This window comes from Paenibacillus taichungensis (assembly GCF_013359905.1).
Classification (GTDB): Bacteria; Bacillota; Bacilli; order Paenibacillales; family Paenibacillaceae; genus Paenibacillus; species Paenibacillus taichungensis.
This window is the reverse complement of record NZ_JABMCC010000118.1, coordinates 664,311-691,137: the sequence shown is the minus strand read 5'-3', so window position 1 is coordinate 691,137 and position 26,827 is coordinate 664,311. Positions and strand designations below refer to the sequence as shown.

Annotated in this window: 23 protein-coding genes; 14 read left to right on the top strand and 9 right to left on the bottom strand. The window is 45.3% G+C overall.

From position 1 onward, the window contains the following. The first annotated feature begins 21 nt into the window (after nt 1-21). The 5 genes from HP548_RS26345 (at nt 22) to HP548_RS26325 (ending at nt 5,524) form a co-directional block, all read left to right on the top strand. A complete protein-coding gene (locus HP548_RS26345) occupies nt 22-759 on the top strand; it encodes a cyclase family protein (protein WP_163761375.1) in 738 nt (245 codons plus the stop codon). Nucleotides 760-1,011: 252 nt separating this feature from the next. Beyond that, nucleotides 1,012-2,511: a sensor histidine kinase gene (locus tag HP548_RS26340; RefSeq protein ID WP_175383262.1), complete on the top strand. Its 1,500-nt coding sequence runs from the start codon at nt 1,012-1,014 to the stop codon at nt 2,509-2,511. Further along, on the top strand, nt 2,489-3,181 hold the full coding sequence (locus HP548_RS26335; RefSeq protein WP_090903764.1) for a response regulator transcription factor: 693 nt from the start codon (nt 2,489-2,491) through the stop codon (nt 3,179-3,181). Before HP548_RS26340 ends, HP548_RS26335 begins: the two co-directional genes overlap by 23 nt. Before the next feature lie 119 nt (nt 3,182-3,300). Continuing rightward, nucleotides 3,301-4,806, top strand: coding sequence for an S-layer homology domain-containing protein (locus HP548_RS26330; RefSeq protein WP_175383261.1), 1,506 nt, complete (start codon nt 3,301-3,303; stop codon nt 4,804-4,806). 13 nt (nt 4,807-4,819) lie between these two features. Beyond that, a complete protein-coding gene (locus HP548_RS26325; protein WP_175383260.1) occupies nt 4,820-5,524 on the top strand; it encodes an ankyrin repeat domain-containing protein in 705 nt (234 codons plus the stop codon). 149 nt (nt 5,525-5,673) lie between these two features. Here the strand turns inward: HP548_RS26325 and HP548_RS26320 are convergent, their stop codons facing one another. Further along, nucleotides 5,674-5,874: a hypothetical protein gene (locus tag HP548_RS26320; RefSeq protein ID WP_063565515.1), complete on the bottom strand. Its 201-nt coding sequence runs from the start codon at nt 5,872-5,874 to the stop codon at nt 5,674-5,676. Nucleotides 5,875-6,058: 184 nt separating this feature from the next. Between HP548_RS26320 and HP548_RS26315 the strand changes: the two genes are divergently transcribed. Beyond that, entirely contained in the window at nt 6,059-6,550 is a 492-nt protein-coding gene (locus HP548_RS26315) for a hypothetical protein (RefSeq protein ID WP_246318215.1), read from the top strand. Nucleotides 6,551-6,627: 77 nt separating this feature from the next. Here HP548_RS26315 and HP548_RS26310 read toward each other — a convergent pair whose 3' ends face one another. The 3 genes from HP548_RS26310 to HP548_RS26300 all read right to left on the bottom strand — a co-directional run bounded on the left by HP548_RS26310 (nt 6,628) and on the right by HP548_RS26300 (nt 11,495). Beyond that, nucleotides 6,628-8,454, bottom strand: a complete 1,827-nt coding sequence (locus tag HP548_RS26310; protein ID WP_175383259.1) for an ABC transporter substrate-binding protein — start codon at nt 8,452-8,454, stop codon at nt 6,628-6,630. 71 nt (nt 8,455-8,525) lie between these two features. Beyond that, on the bottom strand, nt 8,526-10,040 hold the full coding sequence (locus HP548_RS26305) for an ABC transporter permease (protein ID WP_175383258.1): 1,515 nt from the start codon (nt 10,038-10,040) through the stop codon (nt 8,526-8,528). A gap of 12 nt (nt 10,041-10,052) precedes the next feature. Continuing rightward, nucleotides 10,053-11,495 carry an ABC transporter permease gene (locus HP548_RS26300; protein WP_175383257.1) on the bottom strand — a complete coding sequence of 481 codons (1,443 nt, stop codon included), beginning with the start codon at nt 11,493-11,495 and terminating at the stop codon, nt 10,053-10,055. A 146-nt stretch (nt 11,496-11,641) separates the two neighbouring features. On the opposite strand from HP548_RS26300, the gene HP548_RS33780 reads away from it, so the two are divergent. Then, entirely contained in the window at nt 11,642-13,393 is a 1,752-nt protein-coding gene (locus HP548_RS33780; RefSeq protein ID WP_099857098.1) for an ABC transporter ATP-binding protein, read from the top strand. A gap of 106 nt (nt 13,394-13,499) precedes the next feature. Here HP548_RS33780 and HP548_RS26290 read toward each other — a convergent pair whose 3' ends face one another. The 3 genes from HP548_RS26290 to HP548_RS26280 all read right to left on the bottom strand — a co-directional run bounded on the left by HP548_RS26290 (nt 13,500) and on the right by HP548_RS26280 (nt 16,244). Next, nucleotides 13,500-14,288 (bottom strand): hypothetical protein, encoded by a 789-nt coding sequence (locus HP548_RS26290; protein WP_063565378.1) that lies wholly within the window; start codon nt 14,286-14,288, stop codon nt 13,500-13,502. A gap of 114 nt (nt 14,289-14,402) precedes the next feature. Beyond that, a complete protein-coding gene (locus HP548_RS26285; protein ID WP_175383256.1) occupies nt 14,403-15,161 on the bottom strand; it encodes a LuxR C-terminal-related transcriptional regulator in 759 nt (252 codons plus the stop codon). 18 nt (nt 15,162-15,179) lie between these two features. Next, nucleotides 15,180-16,244, bottom strand: coding sequence for a suppressor of fused domain protein (locus tag HP548_RS26280; protein ID WP_175383255.1), 1,065 nt, complete (start codon nt 16,242-16,244; stop codon nt 15,180-15,182). Nucleotides 16,245-16,392: 148 nt separating this feature from the next. On the opposite strand from HP548_RS26280, the gene HP548_RS26275 reads away from it, so the two are divergent. The 5 genes from HP548_RS26275 (at nt 16,393) to HP548_RS26255 (ending at nt 23,192) form a co-directional block, all read left to right on the top strand. Beyond that, the gene (locus HP548_RS26275; protein ID WP_099857106.1) at nt 16,393-16,683 is read left to right on the top strand and encodes a hypothetical protein; all 291 of its coding nucleotides are present in this window, start codon (nt 16,393-16,395) and stop codon (nt 16,681-16,683) included. Nucleotides 16,684-16,962: 279 nt separating this feature from the next. Beyond that, nucleotides 16,963-18,420 carry a glycoside hydrolase family 1 protein gene (locus HP548_RS26270; protein ID WP_175383254.1) on the top strand — a complete coding sequence of 486 codons (1,458 nt, stop codon included), beginning with the start codon at nt 16,963-16,965 and terminating at the stop codon, nt 18,418-18,420. Nucleotides 18,421-18,635: 215 nt separating this feature from the next. Then, on the top strand, nt 18,636-20,060 hold the full coding sequence (locus tag HP548_RS26265; RefSeq protein WP_099857108.1) for a glycoside hydrolase family 1 protein: 1,425 nt from the start codon (nt 18,636-18,638) through the stop codon (nt 20,058-20,060). 234 nt (nt 20,061-20,294) lie between these two features. After that, nucleotides 20,295-21,146: a BglG family transcription antiterminator LicT gene (licT, locus tag HP548_RS26260; RefSeq protein ID WP_053781440.1), complete on the top strand. Its 852-nt coding sequence runs from the start codon at nt 20,295-20,297 to the stop codon at nt 21,144-21,146. Between the two features lie 126 nt (nt 21,147-21,272). Continuing rightward, entirely contained in the window at nt 21,273-23,192 is a 1,920-nt protein-coding gene (locus HP548_RS26255) for a beta-glucoside-specific PTS transporter subunit IIABC (RefSeq protein ID WP_099857110.1), read from the top strand. A gap of 103 nt (nt 23,193-23,295) precedes the next feature. Here HP548_RS26255 and HP548_RS26250 read toward each other — a convergent pair whose 3' ends face one another. After that, complete coding sequence (locus HP548_RS26250) at nt 23,296-24,189, bottom strand: LysR family transcriptional regulator (RefSeq protein ID WP_099857111.1); 894 nt, start codon at nt 24,187-24,189, stop codon at nt 23,296-23,298. A 184-nt stretch (nt 24,190-24,373) separates the two neighbouring features. Here HP548_RS26250 and HP548_RS26245 point away from each other — a divergent pair, with 184 nt between their 5' ends. Further along, nucleotides 24,374-24,958 carry an ankyrin repeat domain-containing protein gene (locus tag HP548_RS26245; protein ID WP_099857239.1) on the top strand — a complete coding sequence of 195 codons (585 nt, stop codon included), beginning with the start codon at nt 24,374-24,376 and terminating at the stop codon, nt 24,956-24,958. Beyond that, nucleotides 24,955-26,301 carry a uracil/xanthine transporter gene (locus tag HP548_RS26240; RefSeq protein WP_099857113.1) on the top strand — a complete coding sequence of 449 codons (1,347 nt, stop codon included), beginning with the start codon at nt 24,955-24,957 and terminating at the stop codon, nt 26,299-26,301. The genes HP548_RS26245 and HP548_RS26240 overlap by 4 nt, the downstream gene beginning before the upstream one ends. Before the next feature lie 68 nt (nt 26,302-26,369). Here the strand turns inward: HP548_RS26240 and HP548_RS26235 are convergent, their stop codons facing one another. Beyond that, nucleotides 26,370-26,693, bottom strand: coding sequence for a PilZ domain-containing protein (locus tag HP548_RS26235; RefSeq protein WP_246318214.1), 324 nt, complete (start codon nt 26,691-26,693; stop codon nt 26,370-26,372). Between the last annotated feature and the right edge of the window lie 134 nt (nt 26,694-26,827).

The window sequence follows — 26,827 nt, the reverse complement described above, 5'->3', positions numbered from 1 at the left end:
TCTATGTATGAGGTGATTCGGATGTCCAATGAGCTCATTCAAGCGATTCAATTATTAAAAGAAAAGAAGTGGGTGGATCTGACCCATACGTTTGGACCGGAATCTCCGCATTTCTCAGCTTTTGATGCTGCAGCATTCGATACGTTGTTTAATCACGATCAAGGTTTCTTTGCCCAGAGTTTCAGGTTTCCCGGTCAATATGGTACGCATCTGGATGCGCCAATTCACTTTGTGCGGGATACCCGGTATCTCGATGAACTGGGGTTGAAGGAGCTTGTGCTACCGCTGGTGGTCATTGATCAATCTGTGGCTGTAGAGAGCAATCCGGATTTCACGCTGGATGTTGAGCATATTCTTGAGTTTGAAAAAGAACATGGCGTTATTGAAGCTGGCAGCTTTGTAGCACTGCGTACCGATTGGAGCAAACGCTGGCCCAGTCATGAAGCATTCGACAACAAAGATGCTGAGGGACACAGTCATGCACCCGGATGGTCAGTCAGTGCGCTAATGTTTTTATTCGAGGAAAGAAAAATACAGGCGATCGGCCATGAGACCTTCGACACTGATTCAGCTGTAGACTATCAAAAGAACGGGGCACTTCTAGCAGAATATTATGTACTTGCCCAGGATACATATCAGGTAGAGCTGTTAACGAATCTGGATCAGGTACCAGCCAAAGGTGCGGTGATCTTCAATATCGTACCTAAGGCCGAAAAGGCGTCCGGCTTTCCAGTGCGCTCGTTTGCTATTTTACCGTAAAGCAAAGTTGAACATAGGTATATTGCAAAGGACTCACCACACAGTTCTTTCCGAATGATTCGCATAAGTAAATAACTAGGGAGGTGTATTCCTCCTCTAATTGTTGAGAAACCCAGGTCATTTCTACGACCTTGGGTTTTTCTTCTGTTCAGCTAGAACTGCTGATATGGAATACTCCTATGGGCATTTGGATCAATCTTGTGTTAACATGTGCACTAACTAACCCAATAGCTTGATTAAGAAGGGGATACCATGTCCATTCGAATAAAAATGTTGCTGTCCTTCACGGGTATGCTCGTCATAAGTCTGCTGTTCATCCTGCTTACAGCTAGTCTGTATACGATTGCTGCAACAGGCGATTTGCAGGGTTTTCGCGATATTTACAAAGTACATTATCAGGTGAATCCACTCACGCAACAGGGAGAATCGATCTTTCAAGAGATGAAGTTTCTGGCCAAAAATGATCCAGACGAGCTGCAGAACAAGGTTTTGCTGCGCGAGTACGACATGAAGCTTCGAGCCGAGAAGTCTGGGCTATACGTCAGACGGGAGAATAACCAGATTTTCGAATCGTTGACCTTCAATCAGCCAGAACTGAAGCAAGCACTGCCTGCCTATGATCTCAACAATTATCAGATTCGCAGCACCTTTAATATCAGTGAGCGATTCTATGCATATGCGAAATTTGATTTTCAATATTCAGATGGAGAAAGAGGAAGTATCTTCGTTATTCGTGAGAGAAGCCCATTTGCAGAGCTTACTCGCAAGCTGCTACCTGTGATGTCACTCCTGCTCATCGGCGTTCTCATTATCGCGAACCTGCTCTTATTCCGCTGGATCACTCGCAGCTTTATTAAGCCATTGAATCAACTGCGGAGCTCAGCCGAACATATTAAAGATGGGAATCTGTCCTTCAAGCTCCAACTTAGCTCCAATGATGAAGTTGGACAACTCAGCGAAGCGTTCGAGAGCATGCGGACTCAATTGCAGCGCTCCAATGAGTTGCGACAGCAAGACGAAGCGAATCGCAGAGAGCTCATCTCCAATATTTCGCATGACCTTCGCACACCGATCACCAATATTAAAGGTTATATTGAGGGGATTCGTGACGGAGTGGCCAACACTCCGGAAAAAATGGAATCATACGTTAATATCATTCACTCCAAAGCAGTTAGCATGGATAAGCTGGTGGATGAACTGTTTCTGTATTCAAAGCTCGACTTGAATCAGGAACCTTTTCTGTTTAAAGTGGTAGACCTTGTCGATTTCCTGGAAGACAGCATTGAAGAGCTCAGATACGATCTGGAGGACAAAGGGGTGGCCTTGGATTGGGATAATCGGGCATCTGGATCGGTCATGGCATCTGTTGATCTGGATAAATTAAAACGCACCGTTGTCAATGTAGTGGATAATGCCCTCAAATATATGGAGAATGAACAAAAACGATTCGGGATTACACTTCAAGCAGATGACGAATGGACTACGATAGCCTTTAAGGATAATGGCAGAGGAATACCGGAAGAGGCGCTGCCTTATATATTTGAACGCTTTTATCGGGCAGAGCAATCTCGCAATTCCTCAACAGGCGGAAGTGGATTGGGGCTGGCGATTGCCCGCCAAATCATTGATGAACACGGAGGCTTCATCTGGGCGAAAAGCAAACCCAATGACGGCACGGTCATTTATATCAAACTAAAACGGTTGAATGAAGAGGAGGAGATTAACGGTAATGACAAACATTTTGATTATTGAGGACGAAACAACGATTGCAGAATTGGAACGGGACTATTTCGAACTCAACGGATTTTCTGTAGAGCTCTGCCATAACGGAGATGAAGGGCTTAAACTGGCTCTGGAGGGAAGTTACAATCTAATTATTGTTGATCTGATGCTTCCTGGCCTGGATGGCTTCGAATGTTGCAGGCGCATTCGTGAGGTGAAAGAGGTGCCGATCCTTGTCGTCTCCGCGAAGAAGGAGGAGATCGATAAGATTAGAACGTTCAATTTGGGTGTTGATGATTTTATTACGAAGCCGTTCAGCCCAAGTGAGTTGGTTGCAAGAGCGAAAGCTCATTTGACCCGATATGAGAGACTACTTGGCAAAAGCAAACCAGCCGAACAAGATGAAATCCACATTCGTGGGCTTCATATCGATAAGGGAGCGCGCCGCGTTTTTGCTAATGGCGAAGAGGTAGCAATTACAACCAAGGAATTCGATCTACTCGTATTTCTTGCGAGTCATCCGAACCGTGTATTCAGCAAATCCGATCTGTTCGAGCGGATCTGGAGCATGGATTCCAGCGGAGATATTGCGACGGTTACCGTCCATATTCGCAAACTGCGTGGGAAGCTGGAGGCAGATCCCAAAAATCCGGAATATATTGAGACCGTCTGGGGTGCAGGCTACCGGTTCACCGTATAAGTTTCGAGAAAAATTAGATTCAGTTTATAGTTTGTTAATATTTTTGTCCTTGGGAGTTTCTTTTTGTCCTCTATTCTATAGATACAGGCAACTTCAACCTATAGAGGAGGAATTCAAATATGAATCCTATAACCCGAAAAATGGCTACATTTTTAACGATAACTGCATTAGGCACAGCAGTATTCCCGCTAACTACCAATTACGTACATGCAGCTACATACGTTACTAACGTTGCAGCTACAGCGACACAGCTTACCAACCAGCAGATTGAGGTCGCCATTAAGGAACTGAACAGCTTGGGGATCATGAACGGTTACGCCGATCAATCCATGGGTGAACATAGAGCTATTACCCGCGCGGAATTAGCATCACTGGTATTCAAAACGTTTAATCTAAAGGAGAAGAAAGGAGAAAGCGTTGAATTAACGGACGTTAATCCTGACGCGTGGTATGCACCGTATGCATCAAAGCTCGTTGAACTTGGCATCATGCAGGCGAATAACGGACAATTCAATCCACACAGTCAAGTGACGGATGCAGAACTCGAACAGGTCGTATCCAAAGCGATGCAGCGTGACGTGAAATCCGTTCACCATTGGATGAGCACGTTCTATTCCGAGAACGGTTCGACCACACGCGGGGAAGCAGCGGTACTGTTGCAAACGGCCCACCAGGCTATTCCTTCGGGGCAGGCTCAAATCCAGAGCGTTAGATCGCTCAATGCCATTACGTTAATTGTGACGTTCGACAAGCCTCTGACAGCAGCGGATGAAGTATTTGCCAAGGCACAAACCGATTTTGCGCTCAGTGGTGGGTTGACATTGACCAACATGCCTCGTCTAAAAACAGGGTCCATCGCAACCTACATCGTTCCAACGTCCGTTCAACATGCAGGTGAAGTATACAGTCTCACTTATAAAGGCCACGATGCTGGTTCCTTTGAAGGCAGTGGCACGAAACTAAACATGACGACGGCTAATCAAATAACGAATGATACGTTCGAGATTGAAGCACTGCAAGAGAACGGTGTAGTGGATTATGGCTATATCATTTCAGCATACAGCGGTGGTCGAGGGGCTAATGCGTTTGTGTTGAATGACCAAGAACAAGCAGGAGGCAAAACGTATCAAATTATCTCCTCCATGCAGGCAAGACAAGTCGTGATTACGCCAGAAGGTGGCGAGCCAATCGTTGCCAAATATGTTCCGTTCACGCAATCGACAGATGGCAAACAAGAACCGAAGTTCCGTTTGCCTGAAGGACAAACATTGCAATCCGGTGTGACATATACGGTTTCTTCTGACTGGGCGAACATCAATAACGCTTCATTCACCGCAAGGTCGTTTGATTCGTTGGAGGTTGCGAGTGCCCAAGCTGTGAGTGAAACTTCAGTTGAAGTTACGCTGGCGCAAGATCCTGGAGATGAACTGTTCTCAGGTCGAAGTGTAACATTAACATCACCTAACGGTGACGTTCTGACAGCGACATATAAATATTCAAGTCGGAAAGGCGCCACGGGCGTATTCGACCTTGTTAATGATGGCACGTTAATCTCAGGCACGACCTATACAATAAGTCCAGTTGGGGATTGGAGTGTCGCTTCTTCGGTAACAGTGACACTGTAGTAAGGGAGGCAGTATGAATAAGTCGCTGATGATAATTATCCTAATAAGCAGTATGTTCGTCGTTCAGGGCTGCGTGCCTGAAGTGAGAAACGACTCGAAGGTGGAGGAGAAGTTATCAACTTCCCCGGATGAGCTGTTGTTGAAGGCAGCAGAGGGAAGAGACACCGAAAGTATTGAAAAATGGATTCAAGAGGGCGCCAATATCAATGCTCAGGATCAGAGCGGAAGAACAGCTGTTATGATTGCAACGTACAACAATGATCTGGCATCAGCCACAATGTTAATTGAAGCGGGTGCAGATGTTAATGTACAGGATGATATGAAGAATAACCCGTTTTTGTACGCTGGCGCTGAAGGGTACTTGGATATTTTGAAGCTGACGATTGAGGCGGGAGCCGATCCAGCGATAACGAATCGATATGGAGGAACTGCACTGATTCCGGCTTCGGAGCATGGATACGTGGATGTGGTACGAGAACTGCTGACCCAAACGTCAGTGAATGTGGACCATATTAATCAATTGGGATGGACTGCACTGCTGGAAGCGATCATTCTGAACGATGGCAATAAAATACAGCAGCAGACGATTCAATTACTCATTGATCATGGAGCAGACGTAAACCTTTCGGATCATGATGGAGTGTCCCCACTCATTCATGCTAAGAATAAAGGCTTCAAGGAAATCGAAGCGATTTTGGTCCGGGCTGGTGCGAAATAAAGCATCGTTTTTATTTTGCATAATTCAACTTTCTTGCTCCAGGGTATAGAATGTGGACAAGAAGAAGTATCCTGATCTATACAACGTCTAGACGAATAGGCATTCATATAAATAATAAAGGAGGCGTAGTACGCCTCCTTTTTATGTGGTTACTTTTGATCCGAAGAGGGATCTTGATTGAATCGTTGTGAAATTTTCTTCTCTGTCTTCTTACGCCGAACCCAGCGCTTGAAGATACTTTCTTCTTTTCTTCCCTGAAGTGTTTCCTTCATGCCTTGGATCATAAATTCGGATCTTCGTCTGTCGTCCCGACTAATCTCGCGTAGTTCCTTAATAAATTTGTCGTCCATATCTGCCTCTCGCTCATTAAGTATATCTCTATTATACCGAACGTACGTTCTTTTATCAAGTTTTACCATAATCGAATTTTTTGGGATGATTTTAGTGAGAAAGAGCACAGGATTCAGCCCTCTCCATATGTGAAAATGGAGTAGAACGTTCAGTAAAATCTGTTTCATGTCTGGAGGGTGAGGGATGAGAACTAGTGATGATGGAATGAAGCGTGAATGTGTACCTGAAAGATCGTGGGCGCTCATTATGATGCAGGGGTTTCTGGCCATTGGTGCGATCATTGGAGGGGGAGCACTCATTATCGATCCATCGGGAGATCTTGTCAAAATGCCGGATTCATTGTTGGAACATTCCCCGTTTGGCAGTTTTCTGATCCCGGGGATTATACTATTGTTGGTTCTTGGTGTTATGCCAATGATCATTGCCATTTCACTCCTTCGTCGCATTCACTGGGAAATAGGTGAAAAGCTGAATCTCTACTCCAATCAATACTGGGGATGGACGTTCTCTTTATATACGGGATTTGCTCTGATCATCTGGATTATGATACAGGTATACTGGATCCAGCATGTATCCGTCATCCATCTGGTCTATTTTGCCTGGGGAGTGGTGATCCAGATCGTCACTCTGTTGCCTGACGTACAACGAAGGTATCAGGCAGACTGCTCATCATAATATATTCTTTCTATAAAACAAAACGGCTGTCATCCGGATCTTGGAGTGATCCAGTTGACAGCCGTTTATCTTTGTTGTTACTTGGAAGCCTGGTAGGCGCTCAAAAATTCTTTCACTTTTGCCGGATCGGACTTCAATTCATTCCCGGTCTGCACGAGTGGACTTACTGTAGAGTATGCCTTAAGTTTGTTGTTTTTGTAGAACTGCAAAATGTCATCCTGATTGATGGAGTAGAGCACGGATTTTCTCAGATCACTGCTCTTGGCAACTTCCCGATTGGCTGTGTTGAACAACAGATAGGAAACCGCATTGCTCGGAATGCTCTGCAATTGCAATTTGCTGTCATTTTTGATGATGTCATACTTTGTTTCGGATACTCCGTAGTACAGGTGGATTTCACTGCTGCGAAGAGCAGACAACGCACTGTCAGCATCGGCGATGAAACGAACATTCACCTGAGAGATTTTGGGTGCATATTCGGAGCCTTTACGGTAGCCGGGATTCTGATAGAATACACCTTCGTAATCATTTTTATATGCCAAGATATATGGGCCGCTGGCATACAGGGTGTTGTTGTACGCAGCACCTTCAGTCACGGTATTCTGATCGCCGTAAGGAATGTCTTTATTCACGTCAAACGAAGCTACATCATACGTATTGATGCTCTCAACCTGCTTTTTGGACACAATGCCAGCAGATTGGTGAGCCAGATAGTTCAATACTTGCGGGAAAGGTTCCGTGGTTGTAAGTTTCACAACTTGATATTTCCCGGCAGCGTTATCGGCTTTGTTTTTGTCCGCGACCAGTTCCGTAATTTTGGTGCCAAGCCCTTGTTCCAATGCTTCTTTAACCGTACCGCTGCCACTGGATTGCTGAATTGATTCCAAGGCGCCCAGATCGGTTACCAACTCGGCTTCCTTGATATGTTCGTGCAGGCTGTATGTCCGGTGATCCGGTACGGAATCTTTGTTTTTGGCGCGATCGAGAGAGAAGATGACGTCATCTGCACCGACACGTTCTCCCGTATCTACCGCTTTTTTATTATCAATCTTGGCAAAGTTGATATCGTCTCTGAGAATGAAGTAATACTCCGAGTTACCCTCAGCAATGCTGAAATTGTGGGAGAGGGAACCCTCTGGTGTAAGTTGATCGTCATCTGTCAGGTTAACGAGACGTACATACATGTTGGTGTTCAGTTGGTTGATGGAACCGTCATTTCCTTTGATCGGGTCAAGGGAAGTCAGGACGGAAGCAGTTTGTGTCAGAATTAATGGTTCTTTTGTATTTTTGGAGCTGTCTTTGAATTCAATCGGTTCCCATGCCATGGCGCGGGATTTGGACAAGCGAACGGTGTCTACATTGAGAATGTCTTTGTTCACAGCCTGACTTTTCAGGGAAATGTACAACGGAGCGATATAGGCCTGATCGGTTACCAAGCGATCCTCCAATTGTTTATACGTATCCTTGTATTCGTCCGGAGTCTGAGTAGCAGCCTGGTCAATAAGCTTATCGATTTCTTCATCAGCCAGAATGCTGTAGTCTCCGCCTGTTTTGAAAAGTGAACGAACTGCATAGTCCGGATTCCCGGTTACCGTTGTCCAGCTGGACAGCGCAATATCATAATTGCCTGCATCCTGCTGGGATTTGTAGCTGCCGTAATCCGGCTGCAGGTTCAGCTTAACATTGAAGCCATTCTTGGTGAGTTGGTCCCGGATAATGTTCACGTCATTTTCGGAAGAGCTCTGAGCCAGTAATTCGATGTCTACCGGTTTTTGGTTTTGCGTGTTTTCTGTTGTATCCGATGGTGAGGATTCTGACTGGGATTCCGTCTTGGTCTTCACACTGCAACCGGAGACCACAAGGACAAAAGTTAATAGTAGTGCTATCAGCATACGTTTTTTCATGAAAATACCTCCAGATAAGTTCATAATCATTGGAAATCAAATTGAGTTTGAGTTGAATATTGTAGCAGTGGTTAAGCCTTTTCGAGCTTCGGATCAAGCGCGTCGCGTAGTCCGTCACCCAGAAAGTTGAACGAGAGCACGAGCAGAATGATCGCAAGACCTGGATAGATGGCCAGATACGAATGGGTTTCCAGATACGTGCTGCCCAGCTTCAGAATATTGCCCCACTCGGGGATATGCGGCTCCACGCCGAGCCCCAAATAACTCAGACTGCTGGTGGCAATGACCGCTCCGCCAATCGTAAGTGTAGACTTGATAATCATGGGTGCGAGCGAGTTCGGAATAATATGTTTGAAAATAATGGAGCGATTGTTGTAACCCAGTGCACGTGCAGCTTCAACAAATTCAAAAGTAGATACATAGAGCACACTAGCCCTCATCGTTCGTGCATAAGTTGGGATCGAACCCAAGCTGAGTGCCAGAATAAGATTGACTGTGTTGGCCCCGAACGCCGCAATGATGGCGATAGCGAGCAGAATACCCGGAATAGCATAGAGAATATCCAGCAGTCGCATGATGATATTGTCTGTGTGTCTCCCATAGAATCCCGAGAAGGCTCCGAGAATACCGCCTATCAGTACTGGAATCAGGGTTGACATGAAGCCTACGATTAATGATATACGGGCGCCAAATACAATCCGGGAAAATAAACATCGTCCAAAGTCATCCGTTCCCAAGGGATAGGCGAGCGATGGGGACTGAAGCAAGGCCGAGTAGTTATTTTCTACAGCCATGCTGTAATCAAAAGTAAAGAAGCTGCAAATCGATATCGAGAACAGGAAAATGATAAAAAACAAACCGGACATTGCCGTGACATTCGGAGCAAGACGCTCCCACAGATCATTCCAGAAGTTGGATTTTTGTTTACCCTGTCTGCGGATTCGTCCAATGATGGAGATACCCAGCAGCAGTGCAAATACATTTCCTGTGACCGAAGTCAGAATCAGGATCACGCTCACGCCCAGCATCCAGCGTGGGATGGTCGAGGCTGACGTATACCGGGATACGATAAACAGCACCACCAGATCGATGACAAGCACAAGTACGAGCACAGCCATAGCTGGCAAAAACGTATCCGCAACATATGCTTTAAACATATTGAGTGCCGAGACCCCAATAACGAACAGCTGGGTCAGCAGCATATACACCGCAAATGTATACTCAATGCTTTTTGTTTTCTTGATCAGATGAAAAGCGGCCGTCACGATAAAGATATTGCCTGAAATGATACCCAACAGCTGGACCCAGGCGAGTCGGCGAGTCAGAACAGAGATTGTCCCCTTCTGAATCAGGTCTCTCCGAATCCGAAGCGTCAGTACACTCTGGACCAGCGTGAAGAATAGGTAGATTCCAAGCGCAGTCAGCAGAAATGGTCTGAACTCCTGAAGGCTCCAGTCATAACTGTTGAACAACAGTAACACTGACAAGAGAAGGGAAGTGACCCAGGCGAAGCTCGCCTGACTGTACTCCTGTGAAGACTTAAGCCGAAAACGTATTTCTTGTGTAAGTGAACCCGATTTTGTCATAGTGCACCTGCTTTAATATTGTTTCATCTTGGAACGAACCCTGGGATCGACAAAAGCGTACAACAGATCTACCACAACATTGATGATGGAGATTGTAATCGCTGTGTATATGACCCCGCCCATAATGCTCGGAATATCAGGGATAAACTGTTTATCCACAATGTAGCTGCCAAGTCCGCTGATATTAAATACTTTCTCCGTTACAGCCGCCCCGCCAAGCATGCCTCCGAATTGAAGACCTACAACGGTTACGATTGGAATTAGCGCATTGCGCACAGCATGTTTCAGCAGAACCTGTCGTTCACTTAATCCTTTGGCACGAGCAGTCATCACGTAATCCTCATGAATAACTTCCAGTGTGGAAGACCGAGTCATACGGGCCACCGCAGCGGTTAATCCCGTTCCCAGAACAATCGTTGGCATAATAATAGATAGCCAGTTCTGTGGATTGAAGGTAGCCGGAAGCCACTGAAGCTTGATCGAAAAATTCAGGATGAAAATCAGTCCTTGCCAGAAATTCGGAATCGATAATCCAATCAATGCAATAAACATGAATGTGTAATCAAACAGTGAATTAGGCTTGATCGCCGAGATGATGCCGATTGGCAATGCAATGACTAGGGCAAGCAGCAAGGAGATAACGGCCAGTGTTAACGTGATTGGAAACTTTCTGGCGATCGTAGCCGTGACATCTTCATTCCCTGAAAAAGACTTGCCGAGATCAAATAGCGCTATGCCCTTGATATTGTTCCAGAGCTGGACAAGATAGGGCTGATCGAGGCCATACACATGGTTAAAAGCTGCGATCTGTTCCTGTGTCGCTGTCTCTCCGAGAATGTTGGCCGCCGGATTGAATGGAGACAGGTACAAGATGGTGAATACAAGTGTTGCTACGCCCAAAATGACGAATACCGTCATCAGAATTCTTTCGAATATGTACTTTAGATAAGGATTGCCATACAAAAACATCATGGCGTACATCAGACAGCCCGGAATAACTGATATCGCAAGGAACCAAGGTTTATCAATCATCGATTGGAATGTATCAGCCATCGTCAGTCGCTGTTTTCCCTGTTCCTGAAGCTTGCTGAACGTTCGTTCCTTTAACTCCTTCTGAACGGATTCCTCCAGCCATTCCTCGGTCTGACGCTTAAACTCTGCCTCACTAACTTGCTGCCGAAAGAAACGGTGTTTACGCCTCAACTGTTCTTCAACGTCCATTCGAAGTTTATCCCGGTAAGAAGTGGAGAGCATATCGCGCTCAACAGCTTGTTGAACCACGGCCCAGTCATCCCTTTTTCGTCTTGATTGCCAGATCAGAAGCACAACCAAATTAACGGGCAGTCCAAGAATAAATAGAACATATCGATAGGAGGGATGAAGCAGCATTTTGCCATAATTAAATCCCAGTGTGTAAACAAGCTGTGACATTTTGCTGCCTTTTGCAAGATTCAAACCATGCGAGCCTCCTTTCATCTCATTTTAAATTGCATTATTCCGATTGATATAGTATATATTATTTAGAGTCTATTTAATTGTCAAGGTATGGAAGAGTATACATATGAGCACATGTGAAAATATGGATGAGGGCTGGTGATCACATGCAACCTTTGTTGAAAGTAAATGAGTTGTCCGTTTCTTTTCATTCCGGAGAAAGTGAATTTCAGGCGGTGAAAGAAGTCAGTTTTGAAGTGCGGAAAGGCGAAACGCTTGGCATTGTAGGGGAATCCGGCAGTGGGAAGAGTGTTACGGCACGTTCCATTATGCGGCTGCTTGCCTCGCCTCCTTCGCAGATGAAAAAGGGTGAGATTCTGTTTAAAGGGGTAGACCTTGTCCATAAAACGCAAAAAGAGATGGAGAGTATCCGTGGCCGTGACATCGGCATGATCTTTCAGGACCCTATGAGCTCGCTTAATCCGACTGTGAAAATCGGAAAACAGATCACCGAAAGTCTGATTAAACATCAGAAGCTTTCCAGAGGGGAAGCGAAGAAGCAGGCGATTGCCATGCTGGAGCTCGTTGGTATCACCCGGAGTGAAATACGTTTCAATCAGTACCCACATGAATTCTCCGGAGGTATGCGTCAGCGGGTGATGATCGCTATTGCTCTTGCTTGCCGTCCTGAATTGCTGATTGCGGATGAACCTACAACTGCGCTTGATGTTACTATCCAGGCCCAAATCTTAAATTTGATGAAAGATATGCAGGCACAGCTGGGAACTTCTATTATTCTGATTACCCATGATCTCGGAGTAGTGGCAGGCATGTGTGATCGGGTCGTGGTCATGAAAGACGGGCAGATTGTGGAATCCGGCACAACTACAGAGATTTTTGCAAATCCGAAGCATCCGTACACGTCCAGGCTGTTGAATGCATTACCTCGACTGGATGAGAAGAAAAAGCCGAAACTCGTCTCGTTGGTGCCACGCGATCTGGAAGATGATCAGCCTTTACTGGAAGTGAAGTCCCTCAAACAACATTTTAATTTGGGGAAAGGCAACACTTTAAAAGCTGTGAACGATATCAGTTTCGAGATTCGCCAAGGGGAGACGCTTGGGGTCGTAGGCGAATCGGGCAGCGGGAAATCGACTACAGGCAGAGCCATTCTACGACTGCATGAACCTACAGGTGGGGATGTGCTGTTTAAAGGAGTGCCGCTCAACCGCCTCTCTGCCTCAGAGATGAAAACGATGAGGCGGCATATGCAAATTATTTTCCAGGATCCGTATGCCTCGCTTAATCCGAAATTTAGAATTATGGACATTATTGGGGAAGCCTTGGATATTCACCATCTTGCCGGCAGCCCCGCTGAGCGGGAAAAACGTGTGGAGGAATTGCTGGAGATGGTGGGTCTCGATCCGGCTCATGCCCAGAGATACCCTCATGAATTTTCGGGTGGTCAGCGGCAGCGGATTGGAATCGCTCGTGCGCTGGCCGTGGAACCTGAATTTATTGTATGTGACGAGCCTTTGTCTGCGTTGGATGTGTCCATTCAGGCTCAGATCGTACAGCTGCTTGAAGAATTGCAGCAGCGACTCGGTCTGACATACCTGTTCATTGCACATGATTTGTCCATGGTTAAACATATCAGTGATCGTGTAGCTGTCATGTATAATGGGAAGATTGTGGAGTTAGCAGAAAGTGAAGAACTATATTCGAACCCTCAGCATGCGTACACAAAGGCCTTGTTATCGGCTATTCCGGTTCCGGACCCGGCTGTGGAAGCGAAGAAAAAACGTCATGCTGTAAACGAAGCCCCAAGAGAGACGGTAGAAGTGGAAGATCGCTATAATCTGGAGCAGTCCCGATGGGTGGAAGTCAAAGAGGGACATTGGGTGGCCATTTCCGGATAAGGTGAAACATTCATTTTTACTCGAAAAAGAACCCCGGCAATGATCTGTGGAAGGTCATTGCGCGGGGTTCTATTCATGCACATCAGGCACTGTGACAGTGAGTGTATTATTTGAACTGAACGGATTTCTTGATGTTGTCGATCTCGGCCTTTGTAGTATCATCCAAATAGGTGAAGATGAAGTTGAATGCATAACCTTCAATAATGGTGCTGTAGTAATCTTGCGTAATGGTTGAACCATTGCCCGCATCCATCGTAATTTGCATCAGATCCATCTCTTTGCCACCGATGGTTTCGGTTGTGAATTCCTTGTATTCATAAGGGAACTGGCTGTCCTCCATGAATTTCTTCGTTGCTTTCAGATAATCTTTACCGGTACGAATTCCTTGCAGCAGGCTTACTTTTTCAGCAATCGCCATGGCGGAAGGGCCAACTTGACTTCCGTCCAATGGATATTGTGAAGCCATCAACAGGTTCAGTGTTTTGGCCTGAGATAGCTCAATTTGTTTTTTCTTCGTTTCATCGTCTCCAGCAATAACTTCGGAGGAAGCGTTAGTCAGCTCGTTCATGCCTGCGGCATCCTGGAACTCCCAAGCTTCGGGGAATTTCAACGAAACACCGAAATAGTCATTGTTGTAAGAGCCTTTTTCCGTAGTTCCCAATTCAACGTCTTTGGAGTTATCTGTTTCCTTGGACTCGGAAGTGGATGCTTCGGAGCTCTCCGTGTTCTCCGTATCTTCTGTCTTGGCTGTGTCTGTATCTGTGCCGGCAGTGGTTTCTGTTGCAGTGGATTCTTTCGATTTGGCGTTGTTATCCGCTTTGTCGCCGCAGGCTGCAGCAACCAACAGAATCATAATTAACATGGCAAACAATGAAGCTTTTTTTGGATTAGACATATTACCCTCCTGAAAATGTGTGTGTGTTCTTGTTCTCTCTCTAATTCATGTGTACCTAAAAATCTTAGCACAGATGTTCGTGTTGACCACCTATAGGAATCTATAGGTGTACCTTTATAGATAAGACAGACGGCTGGCAATTGAAACAGCTTCCGTGCTGGATTGTACACCTAATTTGTTAAAAATCACTTTTTTATGGTGATTTACGGTGCATTCCTTTATTTTCAATTTCAAAGCAATGGCTTTAACTGTCAGTCCGTTAGAGATCATTTTCAGAATGGTTAACTGTCGCTTGGTGAATTCAATCGATGGCTGATCCGTTACCGACGAGGCAAGGTTAGATTGATACCGATTTTGCATATGGGCCGGGATCAGCTTGGCGATTGCAATCAGCTCACTCTGGATGTCTGCATTAATGGTGGAGACGTCTAGGTAGCCAACATGTTGAAGACCGACCGACAAAGGTGCAGCGTAGCAATGCCAGTTCTGAAAAAGTGGATTCTCATGCTGCTCAGGGGACAGCTGAACAGGCCCATGTTTATCCATAGATTTGGATATGGCATTGACGCCACAGCTTCTAGCTGTAAAGATCATACCCGGGCGGATGGGTGACTGTTTCACCACTTGTTCCAGATCGGGGCTATAATCCATGGCAAGCAGAACTCCATGCGCGTCGGTGAGCAGAAAGAGATATGTGTTGGACAGGTTTTCTTTGATATCCGAGAGACTCTGCTGGAAGGCGTTAATCAGAAAATGATTGATTTTGCGAATCCTGTCCAGATTGGTTTTCGTTAAATATTGAATATTTGCCATACCGGGAGTATAATTTTCGCTCTCGGACCAGCTCTTCCGTAAGGAAGATGTTCTTGACATATGGTTACCTCCTTGTGATCAACCGATGGTTTCGATCACATGACCATCCTGATCGGTAATTTCAGTGCGGGCAATTCGAAAGAGAACGCCGGGTAGTGAAGCAATTTCAAATGTTTGCTCGACTGGGCGAAGGTTTGCAACTAACTCCGATACGGTTTGTTCATGCACAACTACCTTAATCTGGTTGCCATCCTCAGAAAATGAAGGTGTCCCCCCGGCTTCGAACGTAATGTTCACTCCTGATCCGATTAGGGACAGTGGAGCGCCTTTTGAAAAGCGGCTACGTAGTATTTTTCCGATAATTTGGGCTTGTTTTGCTCCGATCTGGAGTTCAGCGGGTACACTTTTTTGCAGTATTCTCTTGCGTGGAGATATCCAGGCCAGTTGTTGTATGAATAAAAATGCTGTACTGGAACCTTCCTCTTCAATCCCGCGCTCAACAGCCTGTATCACTGAGGGGATATCCAAATATGAATTTCTCATGAGATCCGTAACGTATTTTGGCATGAATTCAACAAAGGCTGCTAACAATCCGCGAGTGTTCCATGTTTGCATCGTTTCGAGTTCCAGACCGGTGATTCCCACCATCTGAATGAATTTCACCGTTCCATTGGGTGTGGAGATCTCTGTCAGATCAGGATCTTCAATAAAAGAAAGTGCGGTTAGTAATGTATCTGAGCCGAGACAAATGGGGCCATTTGCATCCATGTAATCTCCTGCATGAAACACGTTCCCGCTAGTAAAAACATATCGTCCAACGTTCTGTAATAGATTCAGAGCCCAAGACGGGGGTATGGACTCACCCTCACTCCGGGTAAGCCGAAACGTCATTTCAAATCCATAACCGCTATGCTCGAGATCCTCCGATTCCTTCTCATACAGTTCTGAAAAACCATAGGTAATGAAATGCCAGTGAGGTATGGGGGCATCCACTTTGTATACGCTAATTCCATTTAGCGGATCAGGTCCACCGAGCATATAAGGAATGGCTGTACCATAGTGAAGTGGTTCCTGATCTCCATATAACTTACCAACTGCTATATCAATGGCATCCCAACCGGATGTGTTTGCTTCTTCAGTCATTGTTGTGTTCCTCCTTGGCTATTCATTTTCCCGAAAAACATTTAAAATTAAGTCTACCTTTTTCCAAATCGGTTTCAAGCGGCTTAAGGATGAATTGCTTATCGTAGGACTTGGGGGTTACGATGTCTATTTCAGGGAGGGAATTTACATGAGTATGAAAGAGTTATATCTGGCGGAATTTAATCAGGGCAGTTGGGACTCATTTGTGCAACTCTTTGAAAAATCATATTTACATGTGGACCCAAAATGGGCTGAATGTGCAGAGCAGCGGGGGATTCCGGCAGATATTAGCAAGGTTATATTAGTTGAAATGGGTGAATATGCGCTAAGATGGATAGACATGAAAGTTCCTGCATTGGGCGACGAAAGTCCTGCCAGCTATCTCGAATACGGGGATACAAATGCCCTAAGAGCAGCGATTATGCGAATGCCTCGATAACGTCCAAAGGTGGTCAGCGAGTGCATAAAACGGAAAGTTGATTTTGCAAAATAGATATGTTACGCTTACATTACAAGAGAAAACAACCGAATACGCAATAACATCTTTTGATGGATTGTAACTGTGCAGACAGGCAAAACCTAAACTGATGGTGAAATGAAGGCTCTTTTTTTGCGAGCTATTTTACCTTGAGTTTAGGTTTTTCTTGTTTTTTGGCCTGAAATACAGCCGCTGTATTCGGGAAAAACCCAAATAAAATTCGAAAAGAGGTTGTTCGTTATGACCACGGCAAAAAAAGGATTCCCCGAAAACTTCCTGTGGGGAGGCGCTACAGCTGCCAACCAATTAGAAGGTGCATTCGATAAGGACGGCAAAGGTCTCTCTACTGCGGATATGATTGCGCATGTTCCCAAAGAGAAGCGTACAGGCGGACATGCCATGGAAATCTCCTCTACACGAATTGAAGAGATCCTCTCCGGCAAAATTGAAGAACGTTTCCCTAAACGTTTTGGTATTGATTTCTATCATCATTATAAAGAAGATATCGCATTATTTGCTGAAATGGGCTTCAAAGTGTTCCGTTTGTCCATTCACTGGGCACGTATTTTCCCGAATGGTTATGACCAAGAGCCGAACGAAGCTGGTTTGAAATTCTATGACGACGTCTTCGACGAACTATTGAAATACGGCATTGAACCGCTGGTAACCTTGTCTCACTATGAAACTCCGCTGGGTCTGACACAGAAATACAATGGTTGGGCAGGTCGTGAAGTGATTGGACACTATGTGAGATATGCAGAGACTGTGTTCAACCGTTATAAAAATAAAGTGAAATACTGGTTGACGTTTAACGAAATCAACGTGATGCTGTTTAGCCCATACACAGGCGGCGGTATCCTGATCGATAAAGTGGACAACCAACTGCAAACGACATATCAAGCGCTGCATCACCAATTTGTAGCTAGTGCACTGGTAACCAAGCTTGCCCATGAGATTATTCCTAGTTCCCAAGTGGGCTGTATGCTCGCTCGGATGGAAACGTACCCGGCGACTTGTAATCCGGTAGATGTTCGTCTGGCGCAACATGAGAATCAGATTAACCTCTTCTTCACGGATATGCATGCTCGTGGTCAATACCCGAACTACATGGCTCGTTATTTTGAAGAAAATAACATCGTAATTCAGAAAGAAGCAGGCGATGATGAGATCTTGCTCAATAATACCGTTGATTTCATTTCCTTCAGTTACTACATGTCCGTAACCAAATCTGCATCCGCAGACAAAGAAGAAACAACAGGTAACCTGACTGGCGGTGTGAAAAACCCTTATCTGGAAGCTTCCGACTGGGGCTGGGAGATCGATCCGATCGGTCTGCGCGTAACGTTGAATAACTTCTGGGATCGCTACCAGAAACCATTGTTCATCGTAGAAAATGGCCTGGGTGCATATGACCGTGTTGAAGAAGACGGTTCAATCCATGACTCCTATCGTGTGGATTACCTGAAGAAACACATCGAACAAATGAAAGAAGCGATCAAAGACGGTGTGGATCTGATTGGATTTACAGCATGGGGCCCGATTGACCTCGTGAGCATGTCCACGTCTGAAATGTCCAAACGTTATGGTTTCATCTACGTGGATTTGGACGACGAAGGTAATGGAACACTCAAACGTTCGAAGAAAGATTCATTTGACTGGTACAAAAACGTAATTGCCAGCAATGGTGAGCAACTATAATTTGATCTGATTCCTGTATCTTAAACCCGGATCGCTGTAAGTAATTAGGTTATTCGAGGATTGTTACCGCATAAAGCGGGCAAAACCCAACAGAAAGCAGGCTGATTTGAAGCCCTTTTAGTTGCGCATTGTCCGCTTTTTGATGTGTTCACGGGCATAGGGTCAACCGTTTTAACAAAGAATGAGTACAACGTAACCAGAGAGGAATGACAGATATGACGACACCATTTCCGAAGGATTTTCTATGGGGCGGCGCAGTCGCAGCCAATCAGCTCGAAGGAGCCTACAATACAGATGGCAAAGGCCTGTCTGTTCAGGATGTAATGCCCCATGGGATTACGACGCCAAGAACGGAAGGACCGACAGAGGATAACCTGAAATTGATCGGTATCGATTTCTACAACCGTTACAAAGAGGATGTTAAGTTGTTTGCTGAAATGGGCTTCAAAGTATTCCGTACATCCATTGCCTGGTCCCGTATTTTCCCTAAAGGTGATGAATTGGAGCCAAATGAAAAAGGTCTGCAGTTCTATGATGACCTGTTTGACGAGTGCCACAAATACGGGATTGAACCCCTCGTAACGATTTCTCATTATGAGACACCGCTGCATTTGTCCAAAACGTATGACGGCTGGGTTAACCGGAAAATGATTGATTTCTACGAGCGTTATGTAACCGTCTTGTTTAACCGTTTCAAAGGCAAAGTAAAATACTGGCTGACGTTTAATGAAATTAACTCCATTCTGGAAGAACCATTCATGAGTGGCGGCATCTTTACACCAAAAGCGGAACTGTCCAAACAGGATCTGTACCAAGCAATCCACCATGAGCTGGTGGCAAGTGCGCTGGCAGTAAAACTGGGTCATGAGATTATGCCTGAAGCGAAAATTGGCTGTATGGTACTCAGTATGCCAACCTATCCATTGACACCAAATCCGGATGATGTGGTAGCTGCAATGCATGCAGAACAGCGGAATGACATCTTTGCCGATATTCATGCACGTGGCTATTATCCGAAATACATCAATCGTTACTTCAAAGCGAATAATATCAACATCAAGTTTGAAGATGGCGATGCTGAAATTCTGAAACATACGGTGGACTTCATCTCGTTCAGTTACTATGTAAGTATTTGTGAGACAGGTGACCCACAGAAACGTGTTGAAGGCAAAGGGAATCTGTTTGCAGGTGTACAGAACCCTTACCTCAAAGCAAGTGAATGGGGCTGGCAGATTGACCCGCAAGGCCTGCGCGTAACGCTCAATAAATACTGGGATCGTTATCAAAAACCATTGTTTATTGTCGAAAATGGTTTGGGTGCAGCCGATGAGCTAGTCACTGACGAAAATGGCAATAAAACGGTGAATGATGATTACCGGATTCAGTACCTGAATGATCACTTGGTACAAGTAGGCGAAGCGATTGAAGACGGCGTTGAAGTCATGGGTTATACCTCATGGGGCTGCATCGATCTGGTGAGTGCATCCACAGCAGAGATGAAGAAACGCTATGGCTTCATCTATGTGGATCGTAACAATGACGGATCAGGTACCCTGGATCGTTACAAGAAAAAATCATTCCATTGGTACAAAGAAGTTATTGGTACAAACGGCGCAAGTCTAAAATCCGACAACCATTAATTTCTAGTTCCAAAGACATATGTGGGCAGCATCTTCTTGTGTCATATTCAAGCACATTAACCGCTTTCACAAAAACATTGTCAGATGGATAATTATATGGTAAGATAGGCCTAAGGCTAATGAATACTGGATTGTTACTGTTCAATCAGGCAAAACCAGAAGCGGGGCATGTGTTTCATGACCAGCTTTGGTTTTGCCTTTTACTACTTTGACGGTGCAAGGTGATGTGAAGAAATGAAAATTGAGAAGGTGCTGAACAACAATGTAGTTACTGTGATTGATCCAGGAGGAAACGAACTGGTCGTCATGGGACGGGGCATAGCCTTCAAAAAGCATACTGGTGAAACGATAGACGACAGTCTGGTCGAAAAAATATTCTCATTGGAAAGCAAGGAAGTATCGCAGAAACTGAAAACGCTTCTGTCAGATATTCCAGTTGAATATGTCGAATGCTCGGATGAAATTATCCGTTATGCAGAGACCGTATTAGGTGAGAAGTTGCATGAGAGCATCTACATTTCACTGACGGATCATATTCATTTTGCCATTGACCGGCATCGTCAAGGCTTGCAGATTCGTAACGCATTGTTCTGGGAGATCAAGCGCATGTACCGCAAGGAATATGCCATTGGGCTCAAGGCACTTCAGATTATTGAAGAAACATTGGGTGTCCTGCTTCCTGAAGACGAATGCGCATTCATCGCAATGCATCTGGTCAATGCCCAGATGAACGGTGAGATGAGAGAAACCATCAGCATTACGAATATCGTAAAAGATATACTCAACATTGTACGACGCAGCTTTGTCATTGAGCTGGATGAGGATTCGCTGAGTTATTATCGATTCCTGACACATTTGAAGTTCTTTGCTCAGCGCGTACTACACGGTACAGCAATTGAAGATAAGGAAGCAGATAATCCGCTTCATGACCTGGTGAGCAAACAATATCCTGAGGCACATGCTTGTGCTTGTAAGATTAACGACTATACTCGCAAGATCTATAGCCGGGTCTTATCCAAGGAAGAAATCCTATATCTGACCATTCATATTGAACGAGTTGTCAGAACTGAACAAACAATTGAATAATTGGGATTGTTACTGCAAAAAAGGCAAAACCTAAACGTTGAATAATGATAAGCTGAAACTGCTTTGTCATTATTCAGTGTTTAGGTTTTTTTTTACCTTCATTACACATAAAAGGAGCAAAACACAATGGATAAACAACAATTGTCCAAGGATATTCTGAAGCTTGTTGGTGGCGAAGAGAACATCGATCAAGTCACACACTGTATGACAAGACTCCGGTTTAACCTGAATGACAACAAAAAAGCGGACAAAGCGACGCTGAAAAATACACCTGGCGTTATGGGCGTTATGGAGAATGGCGGACAATTCCAGGTCATTATCGGGAACGATGTGCCTGTTGTGTATAATGCACTTGTAGGCAACATGTCCAAATCCCCGAATGCAGACGCTGGATCAACCAGTGCTTCGACTGGGGAGAAGAAAAAGAGAAATCCAGTAAGTGCATTGTTCGACTTTATTTCTGGAATATTCACGCCGATTCTGCCAGCGATTACGGGTGCCGGTATGATCAAAGGGATCGTGGCAATCCTAGTAGCTGTAGGTTGGTTGTCTGATACCAGTTCAACTTATATCATCTTATCTGCTATCGGTGATGGTGCATTCTACTTCCTGCCGATCATTCTGGCGATCAGTGCCGCACGCAAGCTCGGTAGCAATATGTATATTGCTGCAGCGCTGGCAGCGGGGATTATGCATCCGACGATTACAGCCTTGCTTGCCAATGGTGACACCACATTTGTAGGCATTAAGGTTATAGCAGCAACCTATTCTTCTACGGTTATTCCGATTATTCTCGCAATCTGGATTGCTTCCTATGTAGAGAAAGCGGTTGATCGTGTTACACATGCTTCGCTTAAGCTTCTGATTGTTCCAACGGTTACCCTGTTAATTATGGTTCCTTTGACCTTGATGACGGTTGGACCATTGGGTACAGTGCTCGGTAATGGTTTGTCAGGTGGTATTTCATGGTTGTTCGACAATATGTCAATATTCGCAAGTATCCTAATTGGTGGTACGATGTCACTTCTGATCATTACGGGTATGCACTATGCACTGTTGCCGATCATTGTTGGTTCGATGACATCACTTGGTTACGATTTTATTATTCCACTGATGTTTGCTGCTAACTTGGCACAAGGTGGTGCAGCATTTGGTGTTGGTCTTAGATCGAAAAATGGTAAAACGAAATCGCTTGCTTATTCCACAGGTCTTACTGCTATCATGGGGATTACGGAACCAGCGATGTACGGGATCAATATGAAGTTCAAAAAACCATTTATTGCAGCTCTGATCGGTGGAGCTGTTGCAGGTGGATTCATGGGGATCGTCAATGTTAAAGCTTATGTACTTACAGGTCTAGTGGGCCTGCCAAGTATTGCAGCATTTATCAGTCCGGCAATTAGCACGTTACTCTACGCTCTGGCTGGTGGTTTGATTGCCATCGTAGCAGCGGCAGTACTGACGTACATCCTTGGTTTCCAAGAAGACAATGCTCCACAATCGGCTGAAGCAACGCCAGCTGCTGAGCCTACAACACCAGCAGCAACGACTTCTGCTTCCGCAGTAACTGCTGTTGAAGAAACTAAAGCACTGGATCAAGACGTATTTAGCCCAATTACTGGTGAAGTTAAATCACTGAGTGAAGTTCCAGATCCTGCATTCTCGGAAGAGATTATGGGTAAAGGTTTTGCCATCCAGCCGTCGGAAGGCCGTGTGGTTTCTCCAATTAACGGTACAGTATTCTCGTTGTCGAAGAGTGGACATGCCATTGGTCTCGTTAGTGATGACGGCGCTGAAATGCTGATTCACATCGGGATTGATACCGTGAAACTGAAAGGTCAATTCTTCTCCCCTAAAGTTCAAGCAGGAGCGAAGGTTGCCGTTGGTGATGTACTGATGGAATTCGACAGAGAAGAAATCGAAAAAGCCGGTTACACAACGATTACGCCGGTTATCATTACGAACATGCATCAATATAATTCGATTGAGTCTGCCGGGCGTACAACGATTAAGGAAAAAGAATTGTTGTTCACGGCAAAAGCTTAACGAACATCAAAAAGCAGCAGTCTTGCCGGATGAAATTATTCCGGCAAGGCTGCTGCTTTTTAGTATATGGACGATATTATTGATGGTCGATGTCTGCTGGACACTATACCGAGCTTGAAGGCAGTAGCTCCTGAACCAATTGCACAAAGTGCTGCGCGGGCTTGGAAAGATGACGATTGCGATGCCACACAAGCGCAGAATCTACGGCAGATTGCGCATCTTGAATACGATAGATATGAAACGGATGCTCATGATAAAGCTGAAGAACCGTATGGGGCACGATGGAGCTTGCAAAACCGAGTCGCACAAGTTCCAACAACATGTTAATATCCGAGCATTCGCCCGCAATGGAAGGAATCACGTGATGCTCACGGAATTTCTGTAAAATCAGTTCGAACATCCCGAGTCCTTCAGTGCTAGGAAGCAAGAGAGGGATATCGGCCAACTTTTGAAAATAAATCCCACGCTCATCCGCTGACTTCAGCGGTGTGGAGGAAATATAGAAGAGAGCTTCCTGCGGTAGATGCAGCACTTCATATTGTTCTGTTTTGACAGGCATCCGCACACAGGCAAGCTCGATTTTGCCTTCACCCAAGAGCTGGCAGAGCTGTGCAGATTCATTTTGCTGAATTTTATAGGTCACCTGAGGGTGTGTTGTCCGAAACTGCTGGAGCGCCTGCGGGATCAAACGATCTGAAATGGTATTAATGCCAAGCGACAACTTGCCCCGAATACCATAGCGGAAGCTCTGCATCTCCATGACAGCTTCTTCCATGTATTTGGTCATCGTAACCGCATAATCATAGAAGCTTCGACCGGCCTGTGTCAGCTCCATGCTGCGTCCTTTGCGTTCAAATAAAGCTACGCCGAGTTCGTCTTCCATCAACTTGAGCTGCTGGCTTAAAGGAGGCTGAGCCATGTGTAGTCTGCGCGCTGCCGCCGTGATCTGTCTCTCCTCGGCAATCGCGATGAAATAGCGACATTGTTTGATATCCACGTGTGTTCTCCTTATATGCAGCGATATGTTTTTCATATGGGAAACCAACAAAACATGTATTTTTAATATACTATTATCCTATGTTAACATACATAAGGTTTAAACACTTCAAATCACACATGTAGATTATGATGTATTGAATATATGCCGTGAGGATGGCGACAAATTGGAGGGTGAAGGTGCGATGCTGAAAACAATACATGCAGCTGCTGAAGCTGGACATACGGATGATGTGCTGCGGTTTATCGCACAAGGGACTGGAGTGAATGACCGGGATGCTCGAGGACGGACACCTCTGATGGCCGCGGTACATGGGAACAAACCAGAGACGGCAAGTACACTTATTGAAGCGGGAGCGGATGTGAACATCCAGGATCAACGACTGGATAACATGCTGCTGTATGCCAGTGCGGAAGGTTTGCGAAAAATGGTCGAACTGGCTATAAAAGCAGGTGCTGATACCCGGATTACGAATCGGTTTGGGGGCACAGCTCTGATTCCTGCTTCAGATCGAGGTCATGTCGATATTGTGGAGATCCTTCTGAAATGCACGGATGTGGATGTGAACCATATCAACAATCTGGGCTGGACAGCTTTGCTGGAAGCGGTCATTCTGGGGGATGGCGGCACTCGTCATCAGCAGATCGTAGCATTGCTTTTGCAATATGGTGCTGATCCTTTCATTGCTGACCGGGACGGAGTTACAGCACTTGCGCATGCCCAGAGGCATCATTATAAAGAAATGGAGCGAATGTTAACTCAATCATGAACAGACATCAAGAGCAATCTTTGCAAAATAATATAAAGGGTGCGTCATCGCTTGCATTGGCAGGCATTCAGTGGTTCTTCTTCCTGTTTACCAACACTGTGGTGGTGCCGTTATCCATCGGACATAATTTTCAGCTTTCACCGGAGGCCATTGCTGCGTCGATGCAGCATGCCTTTTTGCTTACTGGGGCTGTGTGTATATTACAGGCGTTCTTTGGACATCGTTATGCCGTGATGGATGGTCCCTCGGGATTATGGTGGGGGCTGACACTAAGCTTAACGGCCTCGGCTTCATCAGCCGGCATGAGTTTCGAACGTATCGGGGGAGGATTGGCTGCGGGTTTTCTGTTAGCGGGTCTGACGATGATGATCCTGGGCGGACTTGGAGCAGCGCATGTGCTTCAGAAGCTGTTCACACCAATGGTCAAGAGTGCGATGTTATTTCTGATGACGATTCAATTGACCATGAATTTCTTCAAAGGCATGATAGGATATACCGAGTTCGGCAATTTTAACCTGCCTGTAGCGGCGTTGTCCGTTGCCATAGCGTTTCTAGTGGCCTTAATCCAGCTTAAGGGAAAAGGCAAGCTCGGTAACTACTCCATCCTGATTGGCATCGTGACGGGGTGGATTGCCTACAGTTTTGTATTCCCTGGACAGCATGCAGGAGCATCCGGTCATCAGAATTTAAACCTGTTTTCCTGGTTTCCGTGGGGGACGCCGAAGTGGGAACCGGGTATTGTCATCACAGCATTTTTTGTCGGGCTGGTGAATATGACAAACTCCATAACCACGTTAAGCTCTGTCGAAAAAATATATGGAGTGCAAACGTCCAGCCAACAATATAAACGATCATACATGCTTACGGGATTGTTCACCATGTTATCTGCGTGTGTAGGTGTGCTGCCGTTCGGATTATTTGCCTCTTCGATTGGTTTTCTGGAGAGCACCCGTATTCTGAAACGGGCTGCGTTTGTTGTTGGAGCAGGCATGTTATGTATATTAGGACTGACGCCTTCTGTGACAGCCTTTTTCGCACAAATTCCTCCCAGTGTAGGGAGTGCCGTGCTATTTGTTGCCTATTTGCAAATGTTTGGTACAGCTCTAAGAACACTTGAAGGCACCACTTTTAATTCCAAAACAATCTATCGTGTGGCACTGCCGGTTCTTACAGGTGTTGCTGTAATGAACATCCCTGCTGAAGCTTTTCAGGCTCTACCCATGTATCTCATTCCGATCATTAGCAATGGGCTTGTCATTGGAGTTGTGGTGTCACTTTTGCTTGAAACCACAGTGGATTGGTCCAAGATGGACAATACTACGACTGCGACCAAAGCAGCCTGAATATCTAAAATGTTGAAACAGTCCGGTTCACCGGGCTGTTTTTTTTTGTTAGGTTGGTGCTTGCCGGGTTACTTCACCATAATTTTGCCTTGCCCCGCAAGCATTCTCATTTCTCTGGATAGACGCTCATGATTACCTTGCTGGATCTCCAGCTGTACGCCGTAGTGCCATCGGTTATTCTCTTCTTTGCCCCAGCGCAGCGTTCCTTCCAAATACAAGGGGTCTTCAAAAAGCAACAAGTTCATGCCGATTCGGATGTTATTGGACTCCACATGCAGATTTAACGGAAATGAAAGCTGACAGCCCGATCGGCTGATATCGCATAATTCCGCTTGAATGGGTTTGGGTGGTGCTGAGGCGCCGTTAATGCTGAGAATAAAAATTTCGAACATTATTGGTTCCTTTAAAGTATAGCGAAAAGGTTCTCTTCTAAGGTTGATAGCCATGGTTTCCTCCACAAAATCAAAAAAAGTCAGTTATCATTATATCGTCAATTTTGCTAAAAAAATGAAGAGATTAACCTTGT